At 60.4% G+C, this 21,343-nt stretch carries 19 protein-coding genes; 14 read left to right on the top strand and 5 right to left on the bottom strand.

Features of this window, described 5'->3' with window-relative positions; genetic code table 11:
- Window positions 1–169 precede the first annotated feature (169 nt).
- On the top strand, window positions 170–1,921 hold the full coding sequence (locus tag AC13QY_RS02820) for a thiamine pyrophosphate-binding protein (protein ID WP_113350536.1): 1,752 nt from the start codon (window positions 170–172) through the stop codon (window positions 1,919–1,921).
- On the opposite strand, the gene AC13QY_RS02815 is transcribed toward AC13QY_RS02820, so the two are convergent.
- The gene (locus tag AC13QY_RS02815; RefSeq protein ID WP_069614756.1) at window positions 1,912–2,841 is read right to left on the bottom strand and encodes a LysR substrate-binding domain-containing protein; all 930 of its coding nucleotides are present in this window, start codon (window positions 2,839–2,841) and stop codon (window positions 1,912–1,914) included. The two genes, AC13QY_RS02820 and AC13QY_RS02815, sit on opposite strands and share 10 nt — an antisense overlap.
- Here AC13QY_RS02815 and AC13QY_RS02810 point away from each other — a divergent pair.
- Genes AC13QY_RS02810 through AC13QY_RS02785 form a run of 6 tightly spaced genes read left to right on the top strand, consistent with a single transcriptional unit; the run spans window position 2,840 to window position 7,728 of the window.
- Window positions 2,840–3,418 (top strand): Lrp/AsnC family transcriptional regulator, encoded by a 579-nt coding sequence (locus AC13QY_RS02810; RefSeq protein WP_233788580.1) that lies wholly within the window; start codon window positions 2,840–2,842, stop codon window positions 3,416–3,418. The genes AC13QY_RS02815 and AC13QY_RS02810 overlap by 2 nt on opposite strands.
- Before the next feature lie 28 nt (window positions 3,419–3,446).
- Window positions 3,447–4,280, top strand: coding sequence for a transporter substrate-binding domain-containing protein (locus AC13QY_RS02805; protein WP_113350538.1), 834 nt, complete (start codon window positions 3,447–3,449; stop codon window positions 4,278–4,280).
- Between the two features lie 11 nt (window positions 4,281–4,291).
- Window positions 4,292–5,005 carry an aspartate/glutamate racemase family protein gene (locus AC13QY_RS02800; protein ID WP_113350539.1) on the top strand — a complete coding sequence of 238 codons (714 nt, stop codon included), beginning with the start codon at window positions 4,292–4,294 and terminating at the stop codon, window positions 5,003–5,005.
- The gene (locus AC13QY_RS02795) at window positions 5,005–5,661 is read left to right on the top strand and encodes an amino acid ABC transporter permease (protein ID WP_113350540.1); all 657 of its coding nucleotides are present in this window, start codon (window positions 5,005–5,007) and stop codon (window positions 5,659–5,661) included. Before AC13QY_RS02800 ends, AC13QY_RS02795 begins: the two co-directional genes overlap by 1 nt.
- Entirely contained in the window at window positions 5,658–6,452 is a 795-nt protein-coding gene (locus AC13QY_RS02790; protein WP_281408392.1) for an amino acid ABC transporter ATP-binding protein, read from the top strand. The genes AC13QY_RS02795 and AC13QY_RS02790 overlap by 4 nt, the downstream gene beginning before the upstream one ends.
- A 19-nt stretch (window positions 6,453–6,471) precedes the next feature.
- Complete coding sequence (locus AC13QY_RS02785) at window positions 6,472–7,728, top strand: NAD(P)/FAD-dependent oxidoreductase (protein ID WP_113350541.1); 1,257 nt, start codon at window positions 6,472–6,474, stop codon at window positions 7,726–7,728.
- Window positions 7,729–7,971: 243 nt separating this feature from the next.
- On the opposite strand, the gene AC13QY_RS02780 is transcribed toward AC13QY_RS02785, so the two are convergent.
- Window positions 7,972–8,700: a GntR family transcriptional regulator gene (locus AC13QY_RS02780; RefSeq protein WP_113350542.1), complete on the bottom strand. Its 729-nt coding sequence runs from the start codon at window positions 8,698–8,700 to the stop codon at window positions 7,972–7,974.
- Between the two features lie 184 nt (window positions 8,701–8,884).
- Here AC13QY_RS02780 and AC13QY_RS02775 point away from each other — a divergent pair, with 184 nt between their 5' ends.
- The 5 genes from AC13QY_RS02775 (at window position 8,885) to AC13QY_RS02755 (ending at window position 13,909) form a co-directional block, all read left to right on the top strand.
- A complete protein-coding gene (locus AC13QY_RS02775) occupies window positions 8,885–9,871 on the top strand; it encodes an ABC transporter substrate-binding protein (RefSeq protein ID WP_113329712.1) in 987 nt (328 codons plus the stop codon).
- Window positions 9,872–10,062: 191 nt separating this feature from the next.
- Window positions 10,063–10,842 carry an ABC transporter ATP-binding protein gene (locus AC13QY_RS02770; RefSeq protein ID WP_113350543.1) on the top strand — a complete coding sequence of 260 codons (780 nt, stop codon included), beginning with the start codon at window positions 10,063–10,065 and terminating at the stop codon, window positions 10,840–10,842.
- Between the two features lie 7 nt (window positions 10,843–10,849).
- Window positions 10,850–11,773: an ABC transporter permease gene (locus AC13QY_RS02765; RefSeq protein ID WP_069610480.1), complete on the top strand. Its 924-nt coding sequence runs from the start codon at window positions 10,850–10,852 to the stop codon at window positions 11,771–11,773.
- A gap of 20 nt (window positions 11,774–11,793) precedes the next feature.
- The gene (gene kynU / locus AC13QY_RS02760) at window positions 11,794–13,041 is read left to right on the top strand and encodes a kynureninase (protein WP_113350544.1); all 1,248 of its coding nucleotides are present in this window, start codon (window positions 11,794–11,796) and stop codon (window positions 13,039–13,041) included.
- A gap of 37 nt (window positions 13,042–13,078) precedes the next feature.
- The gene (locus AC13QY_RS02755; protein ID WP_113350545.1) at window positions 13,079–13,909 is read left to right on the top strand and encodes an alpha/beta hydrolase; all 831 of its coding nucleotides are present in this window, start codon (window positions 13,079–13,081) and stop codon (window positions 13,907–13,909) included.
- A 63-nt stretch (window positions 13,910–13,972) separates the two neighbouring features.
- On the opposite strand, the gene AC13QY_RS02750 is transcribed toward AC13QY_RS02755, so the two are convergent.
- From AC13QY_RS02750 to uxuA, 3 genes are all read right to left on the bottom strand, one after another.
- Window positions 13,973–14,398, bottom strand: a complete 426-nt coding sequence (locus AC13QY_RS02750; protein WP_069610406.1) for a VOC family protein — start codon at window positions 14,396–14,398, stop codon at window positions 13,973–13,975.
- A 140-nt stretch (window positions 14,399–14,538) separates the two neighbouring features.
- On the bottom strand, window positions 14,539–16,629 hold the full coding sequence (locus AC13QY_RS02745; RefSeq protein WP_113350546.1) for a putative bifunctional diguanylate cyclase/phosphodiesterase: 2,091 nt from the start codon (window positions 16,627–16,629) through the stop codon (window positions 14,539–14,541).
- Between the two features lie 185 nt (window positions 16,630–16,814).
- Window positions 16,815–17,993 (bottom strand): mannonate dehydratase, encoded by a 1,179-nt coding sequence (uxuA, locus tag AC13QY_RS02740; RefSeq protein ID WP_113351030.1) that lies wholly within the window; start codon window positions 17,991–17,993, stop codon window positions 16,815–16,817.
- A gap of 120 nt (window positions 17,994–18,113) precedes the next feature.
- Here uxuA and AC13QY_RS02735 point away from each other — a divergent pair, with 120 nt between their 5' ends.
- Window positions 18,114–18,809 (top strand): FadR/GntR family transcriptional regulator, encoded by a 696-nt coding sequence (locus tag AC13QY_RS02735; protein ID WP_233788579.1) that lies wholly within the window; start codon window positions 18,114–18,116, stop codon window positions 18,807–18,809.
- Between the two features lie 28 nt (window positions 18,810–18,837).
- Window positions 18,838–21,306 carry a glycoside hydrolase family 2 protein gene (locus AC13QY_RS02730; RefSeq protein ID WP_488492716.1) on the top strand — a complete coding sequence of 823 codons (2,469 nt, stop codon included), beginning with the start codon at window positions 18,838–18,840 and terminating at the stop codon, window positions 21,304–21,306.
- Window positions 21,307–21,343: the final 37 nt, after the last annotated feature.

Below are 21,343 nucleotides of genomic sequence, written 5' to 3'. Positions count from 1 at the left end.
ACAGCGCGGATATGATCGCAATGCGCTTGGCGCACGCCAGCCCCATACAATCTCAAGGACAGAGCCGGCAGATTGCCGGCGGCTGCCGCTTCAAGCCGCCGATTTGCCGGTCCCCGGCAAACCTCTGCTTCATTATCCTGATCAGCACAGCGAGATACAGGAGAGACGAATGCGCGGTGCTGACATTCTGGTAGACATGCTCATCGGATACGGGGTCGATACGATCTTTGGTGTCCCCGGAGATACCAATGTGCCGCTCTATGAAGCACTTCAGCACCGCGAAGGCGAAATACGGCATGTGATGGCCCGCGACGAGCGCTCTGCCGGCTTCATGGCGGATGCTTACGGGCGGTTCACCAACAAGCCCGGCGTGTTTGAATGCCCATCGGGCGCCGGCGCGATGTATTCCTTGCCGCCGGTCGCTGAAGCGAACGGATCGTCGGTGCCGGTAATCCTGCTGACCATCGACATTCCACTACCCGGCGAGGGACGCGGCGTCCTGACGGAATTAGATTGCGCGAAACTGTTCGAACCGGTCACAAAGCTGTCCGTGCAGGTAAAGACGCCGGAAAAACTGCCCGAAATCATCCGCCGCGCCTTTCGCGTCGCCTGCTCAGGCAAACCTGGCGCGGTACATCTGCAGATCCCCGAGGATATGCTTCTGGCCGAGATAGACCTGACGCGAATATCTCTGCATGTCGAGGAGGAATGCCGTACCTTCCCTGCTTATCCTACGCTGCCGCCGCGCTCGAAGCTCGAAAAGCTGCTGGAGCTTCTTTCCAGGGCCGAGCGACCGCTGATCGTGGCGGGAGGTGGGGTGAACCGCGCCCGTGCAGGCAACGAGATCACCCGGCTTGCCGAAAAATTCAATGTGCCGATGTGCACGACGATGACTGGCCAGGGTGCAATCGATGACGACCATCGCCTCGCAATCGGCGTCATCGGCGACAACGGATATCATCCGCATGCGAACTGGGCGCTTGAACATTCCGACTTCACGCTGTTCGTAGGCTCGCGCATTGGTTCGGTCGTCACCATCGGCTGGACCTTTCCGCGGATCACGCTCAATAAACGCCTGGCGCAGATCGATATCTCGCCCGAGATCATGGCGAACAACTACGAGAATCTGCTGTCCATCCAGGGAGATGCCTTGCTTGTCCTCACGGAGTTGCTGGAGCTGAAAGCAAGTATCGAGCCCGCATTGCACGAAGCCTGGGTCGGCGAGCTCAACCGGCGCCGGCAAGTCTTTTGGGAGCATGCGGAGGAGGCGCTTTCCGACGAGCGGGTTCCTTTACGGCCCGAGCGCGCCGTGCGTGCTTTCAATCAAGCTTTGCAATCTTCCGGCAAGCCCGCGCTCATCTACTCCGATGCGGGAACGCCGACCCCATACATGACGCGCTTCCTCAAAATCAATGACCGCGAGACCCGCTTTGCCATACCACGTGCCTTTGGCGGCCTGGGTTCAGCGCTTCCCGCCACAGTCGGAGCCTGGCGGGCCGATCCATCCAAGAGGCCGATCGGTCTCTTCGGCGACGGATCGTTCGGCATGACGGTCGGCGAACTGGAAACACTGATGCGCCTGCAGGTGCCGGCGATCCTTATCCTCTTCAACAACGGGACATTCGGCTGGATCAAGGGCCTCCACCGGCTCAAAGGTCATAATCAGTGCTTCGGTGTGGATTTTCTGGCGCCGCGCGGTCAGGCAATCGCGGAGGCTTATGGTCTCAAGGCATGGACGGCCAAAACGGCTTCGGAACTCGATACCGCGTTGGCGTCCGCCTTTGCTCACGACGATGGGCCGTGCTTCATCGACGTTCATGTCGAATCCATCGCAGACCGGGTACCGCCGGTCTATTCATGGCTATTGAAGCGGGGAGAGGATCCGCTCGAGCTAAAGCCGGTGGAGAAGGCCTATTTTTGATCCAAGGGATACGCCAGAGGCAGGAATTGCCGCCGGCGCGTGAATTCGGTGGCGAACCAATCGCGGAAGATCCGCACGTTGGCCGAGTTCATCCGCGCCTGCGGGAAACAGAGATAAAAGCCTTCCCCCGACGTCTGGAGCCTGCTTAAGGCGGGCTTCAGAATTCCTGCGGCAAGTTCGGTGCGCACATGGAGCTCGGGAACGACCGCCAGCCCCATGCCGCTGATGGCACATTCGAGGATCATATCGAAGTTCGGCAAACGCGGACCGTAGATGCGGCTCTTGTAGTGCACACCTGCTCCCCGCAGCCAATGCAGCCACAGGCTCGGCCGGCTGGAATTCTGGATCAGCGGGTATTCCAGCAGCGCCTCGTCGTTTGGCAGGCCTTGCAATGGCACCAGATTCGGCGCTCCCACAACGATCAACTCTTCATCGAAGAGCAACTGACTGCGCGCCCCGCTCCAATTGCCCGTACCGCGCACGAACGCAAGATCCAGCTCGGATGCCGCGAAATCGAGATCGTGACGACAGGGATAGACCTCGAACCATGTTTGAGGATGCGCGGCTGCAAAGGCGGTCAGCATCGCAGCACCCCAGCGCCGCATCAATGTCGGCGGAAAGCCGATCTTCAGCATGCTCTGCGCCTTTCGACCGCGGACGGCATCGATGGAGACATCTTCCAACTTGTCGAGCAGGCGCGAAATCTCATCGTAATAGCGCGCGCCCTCCTCCGTCAGCACCAGCTTCGGGCCGGCGCGCTCGAACAGGGTAAGCCCCAGAAAATCCTCAAGGTTTTTTATCTGCCGGCTGATGCCGCTCTGCGTGATCCCCATGTCCTCGGCAGCCTTGGTAAAGCTCAAGTGACGCACGGATGCATCGAAGGCATGCAGGGCGCTCAAGGACGGCAGAAAACGGCGCATGACGAAGCTCCTGTTGACCAGCATGAATAAAAGTCATGAAGAACCCATTTTTCAATGCTTTTCTTTGGGAAAATTTGGCCCCAGTCTTCCCGCAAAAGAAAGTGGGAACGACATGGACTACGGCGACAGCATTGACCGCAATCTGCTTAGCATCCTGGAGGAAAACGCACGCGTAACGGCCAGTGAACTGGCGCGACGCGTCGGCCTCGCGCGCTCAAGTGTCCAGGAGCGTATCGAGCGGCTGGAACGTCGCGGCGTCATTCTTGGCTATCGTGCGATCGTGGGCCGTCGCGAGATTGATCAAAGCGTTTCAGCCTATATCTTCATCACCACCGCCCTGCGCGCGACGCAAAGGCTGTTTGCGGTATTGCGCGGCTATCCCGAGATCCTGACCGCCGACGCGATCAGCGGCCCGGCCAACATTCTCTGCCGCGTGAACGTCAATTTTTTAGAAGATCTGGAAGCGCTCATCGATGAGCTTGCGCGGATCGAAGAAATCGAAAGCGTGACCTATTCGGTCGTCCTTTCCAACAAAATCAATCGCGAAAACGCATTGATCGCCCGCAAGGCGCAATAGGGAACGAGCAATCAACTGGGATATGACCATGAACAGACGTGATTTCGGAAGGGCAGTGCTGCTCGCAGGCGCTGCTGCGCTACTTCCATCCTCCGCACTTCTTGCAGCGACCGAAGGTCCGACGCTCGAAGCGATCCGGGCGCGGGGGGCGCTACGGATCGGCGTGTTTGCAGGCACCGAGCCTTATTATCACAAGAATCTCGCAACCGGAAAATGGGAAGGTTTCTGCGTCGCGATGGGACAAGACCTCGCGCAATATATCGGCGTCAAGCTGGAACTGGTCGAGACGACCTGGGGCAACTCCGTGATCGATCTCCAAAGCAACAAGATCGATATCATGTTCGGGCTCAGCAACAATCCGGAGCGCGCCAAGGTTGTCGATTTCACCAAGGCACTGATGGACAATACCTTCACACTCGTTGCCCGCAAGGATCTGGAGGTGACGAAGTGGGAGGAAATGAACAGACCGGAGATGCGGGTGGCCGTCGACCTCGGCTCGACGCAGGACAACTTCGCCCGCAAGAACCTGCCGAACTGCACGCTGGTTGCGCTCAAATCTGCCGATGAGACCATTCTGGCGCTTCAGTCGGGTCGCGCCGATGCCATCATCCAGGTCGCGCTCCTCGCTGTCGTGACGACGAAACACCTCGCTCCAAACGTCAAACTCATCATTCCCGACCCTCACGGAAGCCAGCCGACCACGATCGGCGTGCGCCGCGATCCGAATGGCGAGTTCCGCGACTATGTCGATGCCTGGCTTGCGGAACGCCGCGGACAAGGCAAGGTCTCGGGCTGGATTGTCGATAGCCTCGCGCTCGTGGGTGTCGACAAGGCTGCACTGCCTGCAAGCCTGACCTTCTGACAGGCACGACCATGTCTGTCTCTTCGGGTGCCTTGGGCATCATCATGCTGGACACGACGTTCGAACGCCCGCCCGGCGATGTCGGCCATGCTGGATCATGGCGCTTTCCGGTCCGGTTCCGTCGGGTGCGCGGTGCATCCGTTTCCCTCGTCGTCCGTGCTGGCGGCGAGGGTCTCGTCGACGATTTCGTCGCCGCCGGACGGGAGCTGATTTCGGAGGGCTGCCGCGCGATTGTCACGTCCTGCGGCTTCATGGCGCGACACCAACGGAAACTGGCCGAGGCGTTGGGCGTGCCGGTGGCTGCCTCCAGTCTCATGCAGCTGCCCATGGTCGAGATGGCGCTCGGCGCAGGCCTGCGCCCCGGCGTGATAACGTATGATGCAGGAAGCCTCGTTCCCGAGGTGTTCGAAGCCTGCGGAGCAGATCCATCCGTGCCCGTGCGCGGCGTGCCCGCCAACGGGGCATTTCACGCGCTCATCGAAGGCTCTGCCGCATACGATCACGCGGCGCTGGAGGCCGAAGTGATCGATGCTGCTCGCAAGCTCGTCGCCGAGCATCCGTCGGTCGGCGCCATCGTGCTGGAATGCACCAACATGCCACCCTTTGCGCAGGCGATCGCGACGGCTCTCGGCCTTCCCGTCTTCGACATCCTGACATTGGGCGAGTGGCTTTTTACATCAACCTCTCCCCGGACTTTCAGCCGGGCCGAACAAAGCGCGCTGTGATGCAGTATCAATGGGACTTTTCCAGCCTATGGCAGTATCGCGGCCTCTTTCTTCAGGGCTTGGGCTACACGGTCGGCTTTACCGTTCTGACCATCGTTTCCGGAATCCTTGTCGGCACGCTCTTCGCTCTTGCCCGGCTTTCGGGTCTGAAAATCGTCACCGTTCCGATCATGACGATCGTGGAACTCTTTCGCTGTACGCCCGTGCTCGTACAATTGGTCTGGTGCTACTATGCCTTGCCCATGCTGGTCGGAATTCAGATCTCCCCTGCGATGGCAGCCTTCATCACGCTGACCATGTACGGCGCCGCGTTCTATGCGGAGATCATTCGGGGCGGCATCGTCTCGATCGATGCCGGGCAATGGGATGCCGGCCGCGCGATCGGCATGCGTCGAGGCCAGTTGATGGCCAAGATCATTCTGCCGCAGGCGTTGCGCCGCATGGTGCCGCCGCTGGTCAACCAGTCTGTCCTGCAGCTCAAAAACACCTCGCTTCTCTCCGTGCTCGCCGTGCCCGACCTGCTCTATCAAGGTCAGCTCGTGACCTCGGCCACCTACCGGCCGCTTGAAACCTACACTTTGATTGCATTCGTCTATCTGGCGGTCCTGTTCCCCATGACGCGCCTGGCGCACTGGCTGGAGGGTCGTAAGGCATGAATGGCAAGATAGAGAGAATGGGCGCAGAAGAGCCGATGATCGAGGTCGTGGGCCTGAAGAAATCCTTCGGTCCTCTCGACGTCTTGAAGGACATCAACCTTTCGGTGCCGCGCGGTCATGTGGTGGCGATGATCGGGCCAAGCGGCTCGGGAAAGTCGACCCTGTTGCGCAGCCTCAATCTGCTGTCGTTGCCGGATGCGGGCTGCATTACCATCGGCGGGAGGCGGATGGATTTTTCCGCGGGCCGGGTTGCCATGCGCGACCGGGACCTTGCGGCCTTCCGTGCCAATACCGGTATGGTGTTTCAGAACTTCAATCTGTTCCCGCATATGAGCGTCATCGACAACGTGATGGTTGGGCCTGTGAGCGTGCTGAAGCAGGACAGGAATTCCGCGCGAACCGTCGCGATGGAGCTTCTCGCCAAGGTCGGCCTGGTCGCGAAAGCCGACACGCGCCCGGAGCAGCTTTCGGGCGGGCAGAAGCAGCGCGTGGCGATCGCGCGCGCGCTCGCCATGAAACCGGAAGTCATGCTGTTTGATGAGGCCACCTCGGCACTCGACCCTGCACTGGTCGGCGAAGTTCTGGCGGTCATTCGTCAGCTAGCCGAGCAGGGCATGACGATGATCCTCGTCACTCATGAGATGGCCTTTGCCCGCGATGTCGCCGATACGGTCATCTTCATGCAGGACGGCTTCGTCGTCGAGTCGGGTGATGCGCGCCAGGTCATCAACGAGCCTCGCGAGGCGAGAACGCGAGAATTCCTCAGCCATTTCCATGGCGGACTTTCCTGAGAGCAGGACGAAAACGGCAATGACAGGCAAGGTAATCGTTGTTGGCGCTGGCATTATCGGTGCCACCGCGGCATTGAGATTGGCGGAGGCAGGCTGGGATGTCGCGCTTTGCGACGGCAACGCCCCGGGTAGCGAAGCCGGGGCAAGCTACGGCAATGGCGGCTGGATCAGCCCGGCATCGATCATTCCGATGAGCATGCCCGGTTTGTGGCGTAAGGTTCCCGGTTTCCTTCTCGATCGAAACGGGCCGCTGACGATCGACTGGAGGTCGCTGCCGCAGCTGACGCCTTGGCTCCTGCGGTTCTTGTGGGCTGGCGCCAGTAAGACCCGCGTACGCCGGACGGCGAAATTGCTGAACTTCCTGCTGCATGATGGCCCTGAGCGACATCTGGAACTCGCGCGAAAGACCGGACAGGAACAGCTCGTTCTTCAGAAAGGGCTGCTCTACGCTTATCCCGACCGGGCCTCCTTCGAGGCGGAAGCGCTGAGCTGGGAACTGCGCCGAGAAAACGGCGTAGCATATGTGGAGTGGGACGAGACCGAAATCCGGAAAAGGCTTCCGGCTCTCGGTCCCCCCTATCGCTTCGCCATCCATGTGGTGAACGGCGCCCATTGCCGCGACACCGGAAGCTATGTAGCCGGCATTGTGGAAGCCGCTCGACGCAAGGGTGTACAATTCCACCAGTCCGCCGTGACAGCTATCCTCGACGGCGTAACGCCGCAGGCGGTGCTGGAGGGTGGCGAGACGCTATCTGCCGACCGCATCGTCGTGGCCGCGGGCATACATTCCGGCCGCCTGCTTCGCCCGCTTGGCGTGCGCATTCCGATGCAGAGCGAACGGGGCTATCATGTGACTGTGACATCAGGGCAGGCACCCTTCGAAATTCCCGTCATGCCGAGTACCGGCCGGATGGCCAATACGCCGACCAATATGGGCCTGCGCCTTTCGGGCCAGGTCGAGCTTGCAACCGTGAACAAACCCCCTAATTGGGAGCGCGCGCAGGTGCTGCAACGCCATGCCCTGGCGAGCTACCCCTATCTGGCTGCCGACAAGACACCCCACCTTCGCCTCTGGATGGGACATCGGCCATCCACGCCCGACGGGCTTCCTGTGATCGGCCCACTGTCACGCCATCCCAGCCTGATCGCCGCATTCGGCCACGGGCATGTCGGCATCGCGGCAGCTCCCAAAACGGCGGATCTGGTACTCGACGCATTGGAACGTCGCATCAGCGACAACGCATGCCCTTTCCTACCCAGTCGCTTTGGGCAATGACCGATCACCCACCCCAGGCAGGCCCAAGTTGAGCGCTCCTAACGGGAATCGAACCGATGGAGCTGCAATCACTGGAACGGGCTGGAAAGACCCTGGGGTGCGCACCAGTTCGCATTCGATAGCGGCAACGCCGGCAAGGATATTTTCCTTGGCGGCGCTGACGAGCGGCTTATCGACGAAAACCTGCAGGGGGAGACATCTCGCGCGCCAAGCGTTCCAGCTCTCCGATGATCCGGTTTCGACCTAACTCACATGACCCTCCGAGCGAATATAAACCTGCAGCGTGTACCCGATATGCTCGGTCATCAGCGCTCTGGCACGTTCCAGATCCCGGTCGAGGGCCGCTTCCATCAATGCCGTATGATGCTCGATCGCCATGGCATCCTGCAAAGCGGCAACGGCTTTTTCATAACCGATCGAAAGGCCAGCAGCCGCGCGCTGCGTCGGCGCAAGGCCGAGAAAACGATGGTGGCGGCGAAGCTGATCCGAGATGGTGGACTGGAAACGCTGGAGCCAGTTCGACGTTGCCGCGCTGACAAGCGCAGCGTGAAAGGCGCTGTGCTTCTCATCCCATTCGTCCGCCATCTCCTCCGAGGCGGAGTCGGGCACGATCTTGCAGCGTGAGAGGCGATAATGTGCAGTAACGACGGCCGATTCCCAATCCGGGCCACCCTTCTCAATCGACTCCATGAGAAGCGGCAGCTCTACGACCATGCGCGCCCGCGTCAGGTCCTCCAGTTCGGCCCGCGATACTGGAGCGACAGCGAAGCCGCGATTGCTGATCGCAGTCACAAGCTTTTCGGCCTCCAGCCGCGACAGCGCCTCGCGAAGCGGCGTCCAGCCGAGGCCGTAGATATCCCGAAGGGCGCTCAACCGAAGAGAGGCACCAGGCCTTAGCTTGGTATTGAGGATGTCGCGTCGCAACAGCCAGTAAGCCGCTTCCGTCTTGCTCAGCGCATCCTTGTCCTGCATGGCCCTCGTCCCGATCCTCCCCAGGCGCAGATTATATATAAAAGCTCCTTATCCGGAAATTATATATTATATATGCCCATCGTGAATATCATATATCACAAATTGACAGGCCTGCAGCACTCGCTATGATCCCTGCCCGAGAGAGCCGAAGGAAAACGGCTCCTTATTACACCGGGAGGAAAATATGCTGAGATCTACGTCCAAGTGGCTGGCCGGCCTCGCTGTCGTCGGCGCCTTCGCAGCAAGCGTTGCAACCGCATCGGCCGAGCCCATCAAGATCGCCATCGCCAACTTCGGCGAGCATCCGCAGCTCAACGCATCGATTGCCGGCTTTAAGAAGGCTCTTGCTGACAACGGCTTCGTCGAAGGCAAGGATGTCGTCTATTCCGAAAGCAACACGAGCTTCGACGCCTCGCTCGTTCCGCAGATGATCGCCAAGCTGCAATCCGAACATCCGAAGCTGATGTATACGGTGACCACCCCCGTATCGCAGATTGCCAAGAAGGCGCTGGCCGGCTCCGGCATTCCGATCGTCTTTACGGCCGTCACCGATCCCGTCGCCGCCAAGCTCGTCCCGTCCTGGGACGCCGGTGACACAGGCATCACCGGCTCGAGCGACCTGCAGGACATCTCGGCCATCCTCACCTTCACCAAGAAGCTGCTTCCGAATGCCAAGCGCATCGGCGTGCCCTATAATCCGGGCGAGGCCAACGACGTTGCGCTGATCGACAAGGTCAAGGCCGCCGCTCCGGCAGCCGGCTTCGAAGTGGTTCCGGTCGGCGTCGACAATGTCAACGACATTCAGCAGCGCATCGCATCGCTCGCCGGCAAGGCAGACGTGATCTACACGCCCGCTTCCAACCTATTGCAGCCGGCAATCCCCGCCGTTGCCGCCGCCGCCCGCCAGGCTCAGATCCCGATCGTCAATTCCGACGACGCGGCCGTCCGCAATGGCGTCGTGCCGGCAAGCTTTGCTGTCAACTATGAGCAGGTTGGCGAAAATGCCGGCAAGATCGCCGCTGAGATCCTCAAGGGTGCCGATCCGAAGACGATCAAGCCCTCCGTTCCGGCTTACAAGGACCACGCGCCGCTGATCAACAAGACCGTGTTGAAAGCATTCGGCGCCGAAGTTCCGGCTTCGCTTGCCGATTGCAATTGCTTCACGAAGTAATAGGCGGCATTTTCTACTGCATAATTCCTTAAATCGATGTCGATCTAAGGATAAAATTATGCAGCAGCTTTAAAGTGCTACAGCGACTTTTGCGCGTCAGATGTGACGCGCGGCGCTGTAGGATCAATCCGATCCATGGCGGCGTCAGGAACGCCGCCATTTCATAACCCTACACTGCAGGGGAGGCACGGATGCTTGAGATCAAATCCGCGCGCAAGGTTTTCTACAGAGGCCAGCCCGACGAAAAGGTCGCGCTTAATGGCCTGACGCTCTCCCTCAAGACAGGCGAATTCGGCGTCGTCATCGGTTCCAACGGCGCCGGCAAGAGCAGCATGCTGAATGCGATTTCCGGCGCTCTCAGCCTCGATTCCGGTCAGATCCTCATTAACGGTGATGACGTGACGAACATGCCGGTCCACAAACGCGCCGCGCGTCTGGCTCGCGTATTTCAGGATCCGATGAAGGGAACCGCCGCCAGCATGACGGTCGGCGAAAACATGCTTCTGGCGGAACTGCGCGGCAAAGCCAGAGGATTTCGGCCCGGCCTGAATGCGGCGCGGCTCGCCGCCTACAAGGATCGGCTCGCCGTCCTCGGCCTCGGCCTCGAAAATCGGCTGGACACAAAAGTAGAGCTTCTTTCGGGCGGCCAGCGCCAGTCGCTGTCGCTCATCATGGCGGTCGGTGGCTCGCCAGATGTGCTGCTGCTCGATGAACACACAGCCGCGCTCGACCCGCGCACGGCCGATATCGTCATGCAGGCAACAGTGCGCACGGTCGAGGCGCTGAAGCTGACGACATTGATGGTCACGCACAACATGCAGCACGCCGTCGATTTCGGCGACAGCATCATCATGCTCGATGCCGGCCGCGTCCATCTCGAAATAACCGGAGATGGCAAGCGGCGCATCACCGTGCCCGAACTGATCGGCCACTTCGCCGTCAAGACCGACCGCATGCTGCTGGTGAGCTGACATCATGATGGATTTCATTCAATCAACCGTTTCGAGCTTCGTCTCGCTCATCCCGGTCACGCTGGCGCAGAGCTTCATCCTGAGCTTCGTCGTCCTCGGCATCATGATCCCCTTCCGTATGCTGAGCTTTCCGGATCTGACCAGTGAAGGTGCGTTTCCGCTCGGCGGCTGCGTCTGCGGCATCCTGCTTGCCGCCGGCGTCGCGCCGCCGCTTGCCATTGCGGTCGCCTTCGCCGTCGGCCTTGCCGCCGGCTGCTGCACGGCCTTCATTCACCTGCGCTTCCGCATCCATACGCTGCTTGCCGGCATCCTGATGTCGACCATGCTCTATAGTGTCAACCTCGGCATCATGGGCAAATCGAACCTCTCCGTCTTCGGCTCTCCGACCGTGTTCGATGTCGTGCCATTCACCGAGCCCGGCTTTCCCGCGAGCAAGATCGTCATCGCCGGCCTGCTTGCCATCATCGTGTTGATCGCCCTTAACCTTTACTTCAAGACGGAGAAAGGCACGGCCATGCGGGCGGTCGGCTCCAATCCCGACATGGCCGAGGCACAGGGCATCAATGTCTGGGCTGCCACCATCGGCGGCGTCGGCATCGCCAGCGCCTTTTCAGCCGCAAGCGGTGCACTGATGGTGCAATCGCAGGGCTTTGCCGATGTCAATATGGGTATCGGCATCCTCATCAACGGCCTTGCAGCGCTGATGATCGGCGAAGCTTTCACCGGCAAGCAGACAGTCCTGCGTCAGTTGCTGGCGCCCTTCGTCGGCTCCATCATCTATTATCAGCTCGTATCGCTCTGCCTTGCCGCCGGCATGCCGCCGCCGAACCTCAAACTCGCTACCGGCCTGTTCGTGCTGATCATGCTGGCGCTGCCGAGCATCCGCCGCAGCCGCGGCGGAGCCGTCACCCGAGAAACCATTCGCGAATAAGTTTACGAGGCAACGACATCATGGATAGCCTTCCCGATCTCGCGGCCGTCGAGGCCATGGACGAGGCCGACCCGCTGCGCGTCTTCCGCAGCCGCTTCGCCCTGCCCGCTGGCGTCATCTATCTCGACGGCAATTCGCTCGGCGCGGCCTCGCACGAGGTTTTTGCCGAAGTGCGCCAGGCCGCCATGGAAGAATGGGGCAATGGCCTGATCCGCAGCTGGAACAGCGCCGGGTGGTTTCATCTGCCACTGGAACTCGGTGATCGTATCGGCAGACTGATCGGCGCTGCCGAAGGGCAGACTGTCGTGACCGACTCCACCTCGATCAACATCTACAAGACACTTCATGCGGCGCTCGCGATGCGACCGGATCGCAACGTGATCGTGGCGGAGGGCGACAGTTTCCCGACCGATCTCTACATGGCCGAAGGCGTCGTTTCGACGCGCCCAGGTGTCACGCTGCGCCTCGAAGGCCGCGATGCCGACACCATCGAGGAATTGATCGATGAGACCGTCGCCGTCGTTCTCGTCAATCATGTCAACTACAAGAGCGGCGAACTGCGCGACATGGTGGCACTGACGAAGCGCATCCAGGCAGCGGGCGCACTCGTCATCTGGGATCTGTGTCACAGCGCCGGCGCCCTGCCCGTCGATCTCGACGGTGCCGGTGCCGATTTCGCCGTCGGCTGCACGTACAAATATCTGAATGGCGGCCCGGGCGCGCCGGCCTTCATCTACGCGGCGAAGCGTCATCACGCATCGATCGTCCAGCCGCTCAGTGGCTGGTGGAGCCACGCCCGTCCCTTCGCCTTCGAACAAAGCTTCGACGGCGATGCCGGCATCAAGCGTTTTCTCTGCGGCACGCAGCCGATCCTCTCCTTGCGGGCTCTGAAAGGAGCGCTCTCCATCTGGGATGAGGTGGACATGAACGCGCTGCGCCGGAAAAGCATAGCGCTGACCGATCTCTTCATCCGTTTGGTCGAAGCCAAATGCGGCCAATATGGTGTGGAACTCGAGACGACGCGCGACAGCGAAAAGCGCGGCAGCCAGGTGTCCTTCATCCACAGCAATGCTTATGAGGTCATGCAGGCGCTGATCGAACGCGGCGTCATCGGCGATTTCCGCGCCCCGTCGACATTGCGCTTCGGCTTTACGCCGCTCTATGTCGGTTATCATGACGTATGGCGCGCCGTGACGGTGCTTGAGGAAATCCTGAGCAGCGGATCATGGAAGGACGCACGCTTTGCGGTGCGCGCGGCCGTGACCTGATCTACAGGCGTCGGCAGCTGGAGAGAGGAAGCTGAACATGAGCTATTTCAGGGTCACCGATTGGGACGCAGCCTATACCAATGGCGCCTATATCGTCGACGGCGATCACTGGCCAGCCGCCTGGGTCGAGCCGGCAAAATCCTTCCGTGACAGGCTGACGACCGCGGGACGCGCGAAACTCGATCTGGCCTATGGTCCTGCGGAGCGCAATCGCTTCGATCTCTTTCTGCCCGAAAGCCAGCCGCAGGGATTGGTGGTTTTCGTCCATGGCGGTTACTGGCTGCAACTGGACAAAAGCTACTGGTCGCACTTTGCAGCAGGCTCAATTATCAGAGGATACGCGGTTGCGATCCCGTCCTATACGCTTTGCCCGGAAAATCGCATCGCCGGGATCGGCAAGGAAATCGCCTCCGCGATCACGAAAGCGGCTGAACTCGTCAGCGGACCCATCGTATTGACCGGCCATTCGGCGGGCGGTCAGCTTGTCGCCCGCATGATGACAACGACATCGCCGCTGAACGAGACAATCCGCAAACGCATTCGCCATGTGCTTGCCATTTCCGGCCTTCATGATCTGCGCCCGATCATGAAGCGCAGCATGAACGCGCAGCTTCAGATCGACGACGCCGAAGCAAGGACCGAAAGCCCGGCTCTCCTCGAGCCGGTCGACAACATTCGCCTAACCTGTTGGGCTGGCGGTGCCGAGCGCGCCGAATTCGTCCGCCAGAATGCGCTGCTCGCCAATATCTGGACCGGGCTCGGCGCGGCGACCGAGGTCGTGGTGGAGCCCGACAAGCATCACTATTCGGTTCTGGACGGCCTTACGGACGCTGAGCATCCTCTCTCGCGGACCCTGCTTGCAGAATAGCGTCTTCGCAGCCGGACCAAAAGAAATGCCCTCGGCGCCACAAACACCGAGGGCATTATATCGTCAGCCGTTGACCGGCGCATTCATCGCCCAGGCGACGCCGAATGGATCGCGCAGCTGGCCCCAGCGATCGCCCCAGAACATAACCTGCGGCTCGACGACCACTTCCGCTCCCGCATCGACGGCACGCTTCCACCAGAAATCGAGGTCATCGACGACAAGCTGCATCGTGAAGGACTGCGGCTTTTCCAGCGCATGGCCGTATTCCGGAAAAGCGTCGCCGAGCATGACCGAGCTGCCGTTGATGTAGAGATGAATATGCATGGTCCGGCCTTTTTCATCGACCGGATACATGAAGGCCTGCTCGGCGCCGAAGGCGCGCTTGTAGAATTCGGCTGCCTTCACAGCGCCATCTACCGTCAGATAGGCTACGACGCCGCCGCGAACCGGCACGCGCGGCTGCTGGGACTGTTCTGTTGCATCACTCATGTTGGTCTCCTTGGAACGGTTCTTTGTGTCGCGCCCTTGTCGGGGCTGATCCAAGGACGTTGGTCAACCACCCTTCCCGACAACAAGGTACCAAATTTTTTTGGTTATTAATTGCGACGGCCGCCCGAAGGTTTCGGCGGTCATACATGCGCTGGTTTTCGGGCACGTAACGTCGGGGCGGGATAGGCCTCACGGAGAATTCGCGCCAGGGCATCCTCGCGTGACATTGGCCGGCCGAGCAGGAAACCCTGCACCTCGTGATAGCCCTCGGCTCGCAATTTTGCCAATTGAGCCTCCGTCTCGATGCCTTCAGCCAATGTGACCGCATTGAAGCCGGAGGCGATGCCAACTACGGCCCGCACGATGGCAAGATTACCGGGATCGGCATCCATGCCGGCGACGAAACTGCGGTCGAGCTTGATCTTGTCGAAAGAGAAGGAGCGCAGATAGCTGAGCGAGGAATAGCCCGTGCCGAAATCATCGATCGCGATGCGAATACCGAGCTCCTTGAGGGCACGCAGCAGCGATAAGCTTTGCTCGACCTCGGAAAGCAGGATGGATTCCGTGACCTCGATCTCCAGGCGTCCGGGACAAAGACCTGTCTCGCTCAGTGCTGAAACGACGGTGGCCAGCAGGCTCGAATGACGGAATTGATAGACGGAGAGATTGATTGCCACTTTCAGGTTGCCGGGCCACTCCATGGCGGTCCGGCAAGCTTCCCTCAGCACCCAGTCGCCGATCGGAACGATCATCCCCGTTTCTTCGGCGATGGGGATGAATTCTGCCGGCGAGATGAGTCCGCGCTTCGGATGGCGCCAGCGGATCAGAGCTTCGAAGCCGGAGAGAGTATCTTCGTCCAGACGAATGATCGGCTGGTAATGAAGTTCGAATTCGTCGTTCTGCAACGCCTCACGAAGCTCCAGCGTGAGCTGATGGCGCCGTTCAGCTTCGAGCCGCATCTCCGTCTGGTAGAACCGATAGGTCGAACGGCCGCTCGTCTTGGCGGCATAGAGCGCCAGATCCGCGTCCCGCATCAGCACGTCAGCATCGTTGCCGTGCTCGGGCGCAATGGCAATGCCGATGCTGCAGGTCACATGTTCCCGGACGCCATCGAGATCGAAGGGTGCCGACAGCGATTGCAACAACAGGTCGGCGAAGCGGCGCGCTCGCCCGGCATCCGTCATCCGTAAAACCAGCGCGAACTCGTCGCCACCCAGGCGCGCGACCAGATCGCTCCTCTCGGCAAGCTGCTGGAGGCGTTCGGCAACCTGGCGCAGGAGCATGTCGCCGGCGGCATGGCCCTTGCTGTCATTAATATGCTTGAAATGATCGACATCGATATAGAGCAGCGCGATTGGCTTTTCCGGCCTCGCAGCAGCCACCTGCCGCACGATGTTCTCGGAAAAGAAAGCTCTGTTCGGAAGCCCGGTCAAGGAATCATGCATGGCAAGATGCGCAAGCCTTGCCTCGACGCTGCGCTCCTCGGTCACATCCTGGGAAATGCCGAGAACATAGCGCGGCGCTTGCCCTGACGGGGCGGGAAGCGCCCGTTTCGCTGTCTTCAGGATACGCAATACGCCGTCCACCGTGTGAATGGTTTCCTCGAAGTAGACGGTTTCGGCGGTTTCGAAGGCAAGCTTGTCCTGCTCCCGGAAAAGCGCCGTCTGCTCATCGGAAAATATCGCACGATCCGACTTGCCGATCACATCTGGTGCTGCCTGCCCGACGATGGCGCCGCACGCCTCATTGAACAGGATATAACGACCATCCCGCTCCATGTCCTTGACGAAAACGCCGACGGGGAGATTGTCGACGATGCTGTCCAGCAGCGACTGGGTGGCATCGACCTGCCGCCGTGCCGCATTGACCTCGGTGCGGTCCTGCACGATCGCCAGAATCGCCATCTTGCCGTCGAAGCGGATTTCCCGCCCATAGGTCAGAACCTCGAATGTCTCGCCATCCGCCTTCAGATGCGTCCAGCGTTGCGCCGTCTCGATGTCGGTGCGGTGGTGCACCGCATCGAGCATGCGTTCGCGCTCTTCCGGAGGCCGGATATCAAGGACGGTCATGACCGCAAAAGCAGCGAGGCTATAGCCATAGAGATCGCGGGCGGCATCGTTGACGATCAGGAATTTCAGCGTCTCGGGATCATAGACCCACATCGGAGACGGATGCGTCTTGAAAAGTGACCGAAAATCGTCGTTCGGGGCGTCGGGCCAAACGGAATTCATAGGAAGGTCGACCTTGCCAATTCGAGTTTGAAGATCAGCGAATTGGACATTGATAGACGAGAAAACTAAATAAAATCAAAATTGTAACAAGGTTAAACTTTAGGCAAAAGCCTATCGAATATGCAACAGCAGGCTTTATTCCTCCGCCCCTTTTCACCGACATGGGACGGCAAATGCCGTGAGGTTCAAAGCCCTGCTTTGCCGATCGCATGGATGACGCCGTGAAGTTCGCCAAGACCTTTCAAGCGGCCGATGAGGGAATAGCCGGGATTGGTCGGCTTATCGATATCGTCGCCGATCAGATGTCCGTGGTCCGGCCGCATCGGGATCATATGGTCTTCCCGGCCTTCCTTGCGACGCCGTGCCTCCTCCGTGAGCAATGTGCGCAGGATGGCATACATATCGCTGCGCCCCTCCAAATGGGAGGCCTCCACGAATGAACCATCGGCTTCGAGCGCAACGTCGCGCAGATGCGCGAAATTGATGCGCGAGGCAAATTCGCTTGCGATAGCAAACACATCATTGTCGGCGCGAGAGCCGAGAGATCCGACACAGAGCGTCAAACCGTTGGCCGGATCGTCGACATTGCCGAGGATGCGGCGCAGATCCGACGCCGTCGAGACGACGCGGGGCAGGCCAAAAAGCGAGATGGGCGGATCGTCGGGGTGAATCGCAAGTCTCGCACCGAGCTCTGCGGCAACTGGCACGATCTCGTGCAGAAAGGCTTCGAGATTGGCCTGGAGATCCTCAGCCGTCATACCGTCGAAGAGTGCGATGGCCGAGCGTATGGCATCGCGGCCATAGCTGTCTTCGCCGCCAGGAAGACCGGCGATGATGTTATTCTCCAGCCGTTGCACGGCCTCCGGCGAGAGCCCTTTCAGCCGCTCCTCGGCACGCCGCAGCAGGTCCGGCGCATAATTTTCTTCCGCACCTTGCCTGCGCAGGACGAAGACATCATAGGCAACGAACTCCGCCATGTCGAAACGCAATGCGAGCGCGGTGGTCGGCATTTCGAAGCGCAGATCCGTACGCGTCCAGTCGACGACCGGCATGAAATTGTAGCAGACGGTTTTGATGCCAGCGCGGGCGAGATGGGCGAGACTGTCCTTCCAGACACCAATCGCAGCCTTTGCTCCTGCCCCGCCGAGCTTGATCGCGTTTGGTACCGGGATCGATTCACAGACGCTCCAGCGCAACCCCGCCGCTTCCACCAGCGCCTTTCGCGCCTCGATTTCGGCCGGCGTCCAGACGCGCGAATGCGAGACTTCATGCAATGCCGTGACGATGCCTGTCGCGCCGGCCTGGCGCGCATGCAAGAGCGGAACGAGATCCTTCGGGCCGAACCACCGCCAGCAGCTTTCCATATGATGTCCCCTCCATTTGTCGGTCAAAATACCGCTGAAAAGCGAAATGTCCATCATCTTTGGTCGCTTGACGCCACTATTGACCAACAATATGCTTTCAACAACGGAGGAGAGACGGTGGTGGATACCGCTGATATCGAGGATAGAGGTTCCGCGGTCGATCAGGTGGTCGACGCGCTGCGGCGACTGATGCGCGAGCGCAATCTCGGTCTCGGAGACGCACTGCCCTCGGAAGCCGAGCTCGCTTCCATGTTCAATACCAGCCGCAATACGGTGCGCGAAGCGATCCGCATCCTGAAGGCCTATGGCATTGTCGAAAGCCGCCAGAAGGTCGGCGCGGTGATTACGGACCGCCGCCAGCAGGCACTGATGGACCTCTTCTCCTTCGCTATCGACATCTCGGCGGAGAGCTTTCTCGATATCCAGGGATTTCGTCGCCTCATCGAGGTCAATCTCAGCGATCTTCTGTTCGAAACGCTTGATGAAGTCGCCGTCGACAGGCTGCGCTCCATCAACGACGCGATGAAGGCCGCATCGACATTGGCCGAAGCTGCGGAACTGGATTTCAGGTTTCATGCCACCCTTGTCGGCTTCGCCGGCAATCAGACCCTGTCACAAGTCTATGGCATTCTGCAGCCATTGTTGCAGCGGCTGATGGAGGCGGGAAAGCGCTCACGCGAGGCCGTCGACAGCGCCTATCATGACCATCGCGCCATTATCGAAGCGTTGGAACAACGGGATCGAATCGCTTACGCCTATCACATGAACCGCCACCTGCAGGCGGGCCTGCAGTTCATCGCGCCAAAGGCTGTTTGAGACATCCATTTCATCACGGATACATGACATGAAAAGACAGACGCTCGACACCGGCTGGACCATCTCGCGCCTTCGCGCGCCCTCCAGCGCACCGGCCCTGCCCAATTCGATTCCCGCGACCGTGCCGGGCAACGTTCATCTCGACCTGATGGCGGCGCAGCTGATCACCGATCCCTATCTCGACGTCAACGAAATCTCGCAGGACTGGATCGGCCGCGCCGCCTGGCGTTATCGTCTGGCCTTCGACTGGGACGGCGAGGACGCCGAGCGCATCGATCTTTCCTGCCTCGGCCTCGACACTGCCGCGCGCCTGGAACTGAACGGCAGTTTGCTTGGCGAAACCCGCAACATGCATCGCAGCTACCGCTTTGGCATCAGCGATCATCTGAAAAGCGGCCGCAACGAGCTGATCGTCGATTTCCAATCCGCCTATGAACATGGCGAGGAAGTCCGCAAGCAGCTGGGCAGCGCCGCCGATATTCCCCAGAACTATCCCGGCCCAAGCAATCTCATCCGCAAGATGGCCTGCAACTTCGGCTGGGACTGGGGCCCGACCGTCGTCACTTCGGGCATCTGGAAACCGATCCTGATCGAGAGCTGGTCGAAGGCCCGTCTCGGCAGCATCCGCCCGGAAATCACCCTGCAAGGCAGCCAGGGCGTCGCGCGCCTGCATGTCGAAATCGAATGGGCTGACAAGGGCACGGATAGCGTGGCGCTCGTGCTCTCCGTCGGCGGCAAGCGCGCGGAAGTGCGCGTCGCGCAGGGGGAGACCCACGCGCTGATCGAATGCCGCATCGACAATCCGCAGGTCTGGTGGCCGCACGGCATGGGCGGTCAGCCGCTTTACGATCTCGACCTGCAGTTGCTCGGCTCGGATGGTGCGGCGCTTGACGGCTGGAAGCGGCGCGTCGGCTTCCGCTCCGTGCGGTTGGATACGACGCCCGACGAAGTCGGCTCCGCCTTCACCCTCGTCGTCAACGATGTGCCGGTCTTTGCCCGCGGCGCCAACTGGATTCCCGACGATTGCTTCCTGCCGCGCGTGACACGCGAACGCTATCGCGAGCGGATCGCCCAGGCCCGGGATGCCAATATGAATATGCTGCGCGTGTGGGGCGGCGGCATCTATGAGACCGATACGTTCTACGAGGAATGCGATGCCGCCGGCATCATGGTCTGGCAGGATTTCCTGTTTGCCTGCGCCACCTATCCCGAAGAAGAGCCGGTCTACAGCGAGATCGAGGCGGAAGCGCGCGAGGCGATCACAAGGCTCATGCCTTACGCTTCGCTGGTCATTTGGAACGGCAATAACGAGAATATCTGGGGCTATTTCGACTGGGGCTGGCAGGACATGCTGGGCAATCGCCCCTGGGGCGCCGGCTACTACCTCGACCTCCTGCCGAAGCTGGTCGCCGAGATCGATCCGACCCGTCCCTATTGGCCAGGCAGCCCCTATTCCGGCTCGATGGAGATCGCGCCGAATGCCGACGAGCACGGCTGCCGGCACATCTGGGATGTCTGGAATGAGGTGGGCTACGAGACCTACCGCAATTATATCCCGCGCTTCTGCTCCGAATTCGGCTGGCAGGCGCCACCGACCTTCGCAACGCTTGCCCAATCCGTTCGTGAGAAGGATCGCGCGCCGGCCTCCCCCGCCGTCCTGCATCACCAGAAGGCAACAGGCGGCAATGACAAGCTTCTACAGGGGCTGGAAGGCTGGTTTCCCCACCCGCAAAATTTCGACGACTGGCTCTTCGTCACGCAGCTGAACCAGGCGCGCGCAATCAGCTACGGCATCGACCATATGCGCTCGCATCGGCCGACCTGCATGGGCACCATCGTCTGGCAGCTCAACGATTGCTGGCCGGTCACCTCCTGGGCGGCCGTCGATGGCGCTGGCAGGAAGAAGCCGCTCTGGTATGCCTTGAAGCATAGCTATGCGCCGCATCTCCTCACCATCCAGCCGCGCGGCGATGGGTTGGCCGCCGTTGCCGTCAATGACGCGACCCTGTTTTGGCGTGTGCCCTTCACGGTCGAGCGTTTCGATTTCACCGGCAAGCTGCTCGCCCGTCACCACGTCTGGCGCATCCTCTGCGATCGCTTCGAAAATACCGATATCGACATCCCGTCCGAGGTCGCGACCCCGGGCGATCCGCGCCGCGAATATCTGCGCGCTCGCCTCGGCGATGTAGAAGCCTGGTGGTTCTTCGAGAAGGACATGCAGCTGCAATATCCGCAGCCCCGCTTCGACATCGAGAGCGTGCAGACGCCGGACGGCATTGCTGTCACCATCACCGCCCAGTCCTTCCTGCGCGATGTCTGCCTGTTCGTCGATCGCATCAGCCCGAATGCCGAAGTCGACGACATGCTGGTCAATCTCGCGCCTGGCGAAAGCAGGACGTTCAAGGTCAAAGGCATTTCCAAGGAAGCCTTCGACGATGCCGATCTTTCGGCTGTTATACGCACGGCCAACCAGGTTGCGGAGCACCCGCACCACTGACACCGGGTGCTCTCCCACAGAAAAGATCCGGCGCATT

The sequence above is a fragment of the Martinezella sp. CNPSo 3795 genome (assembly GCF_057784475.1).
This window is presented reverse-complemented; position numbering and strand designations above follow the sequence as displayed.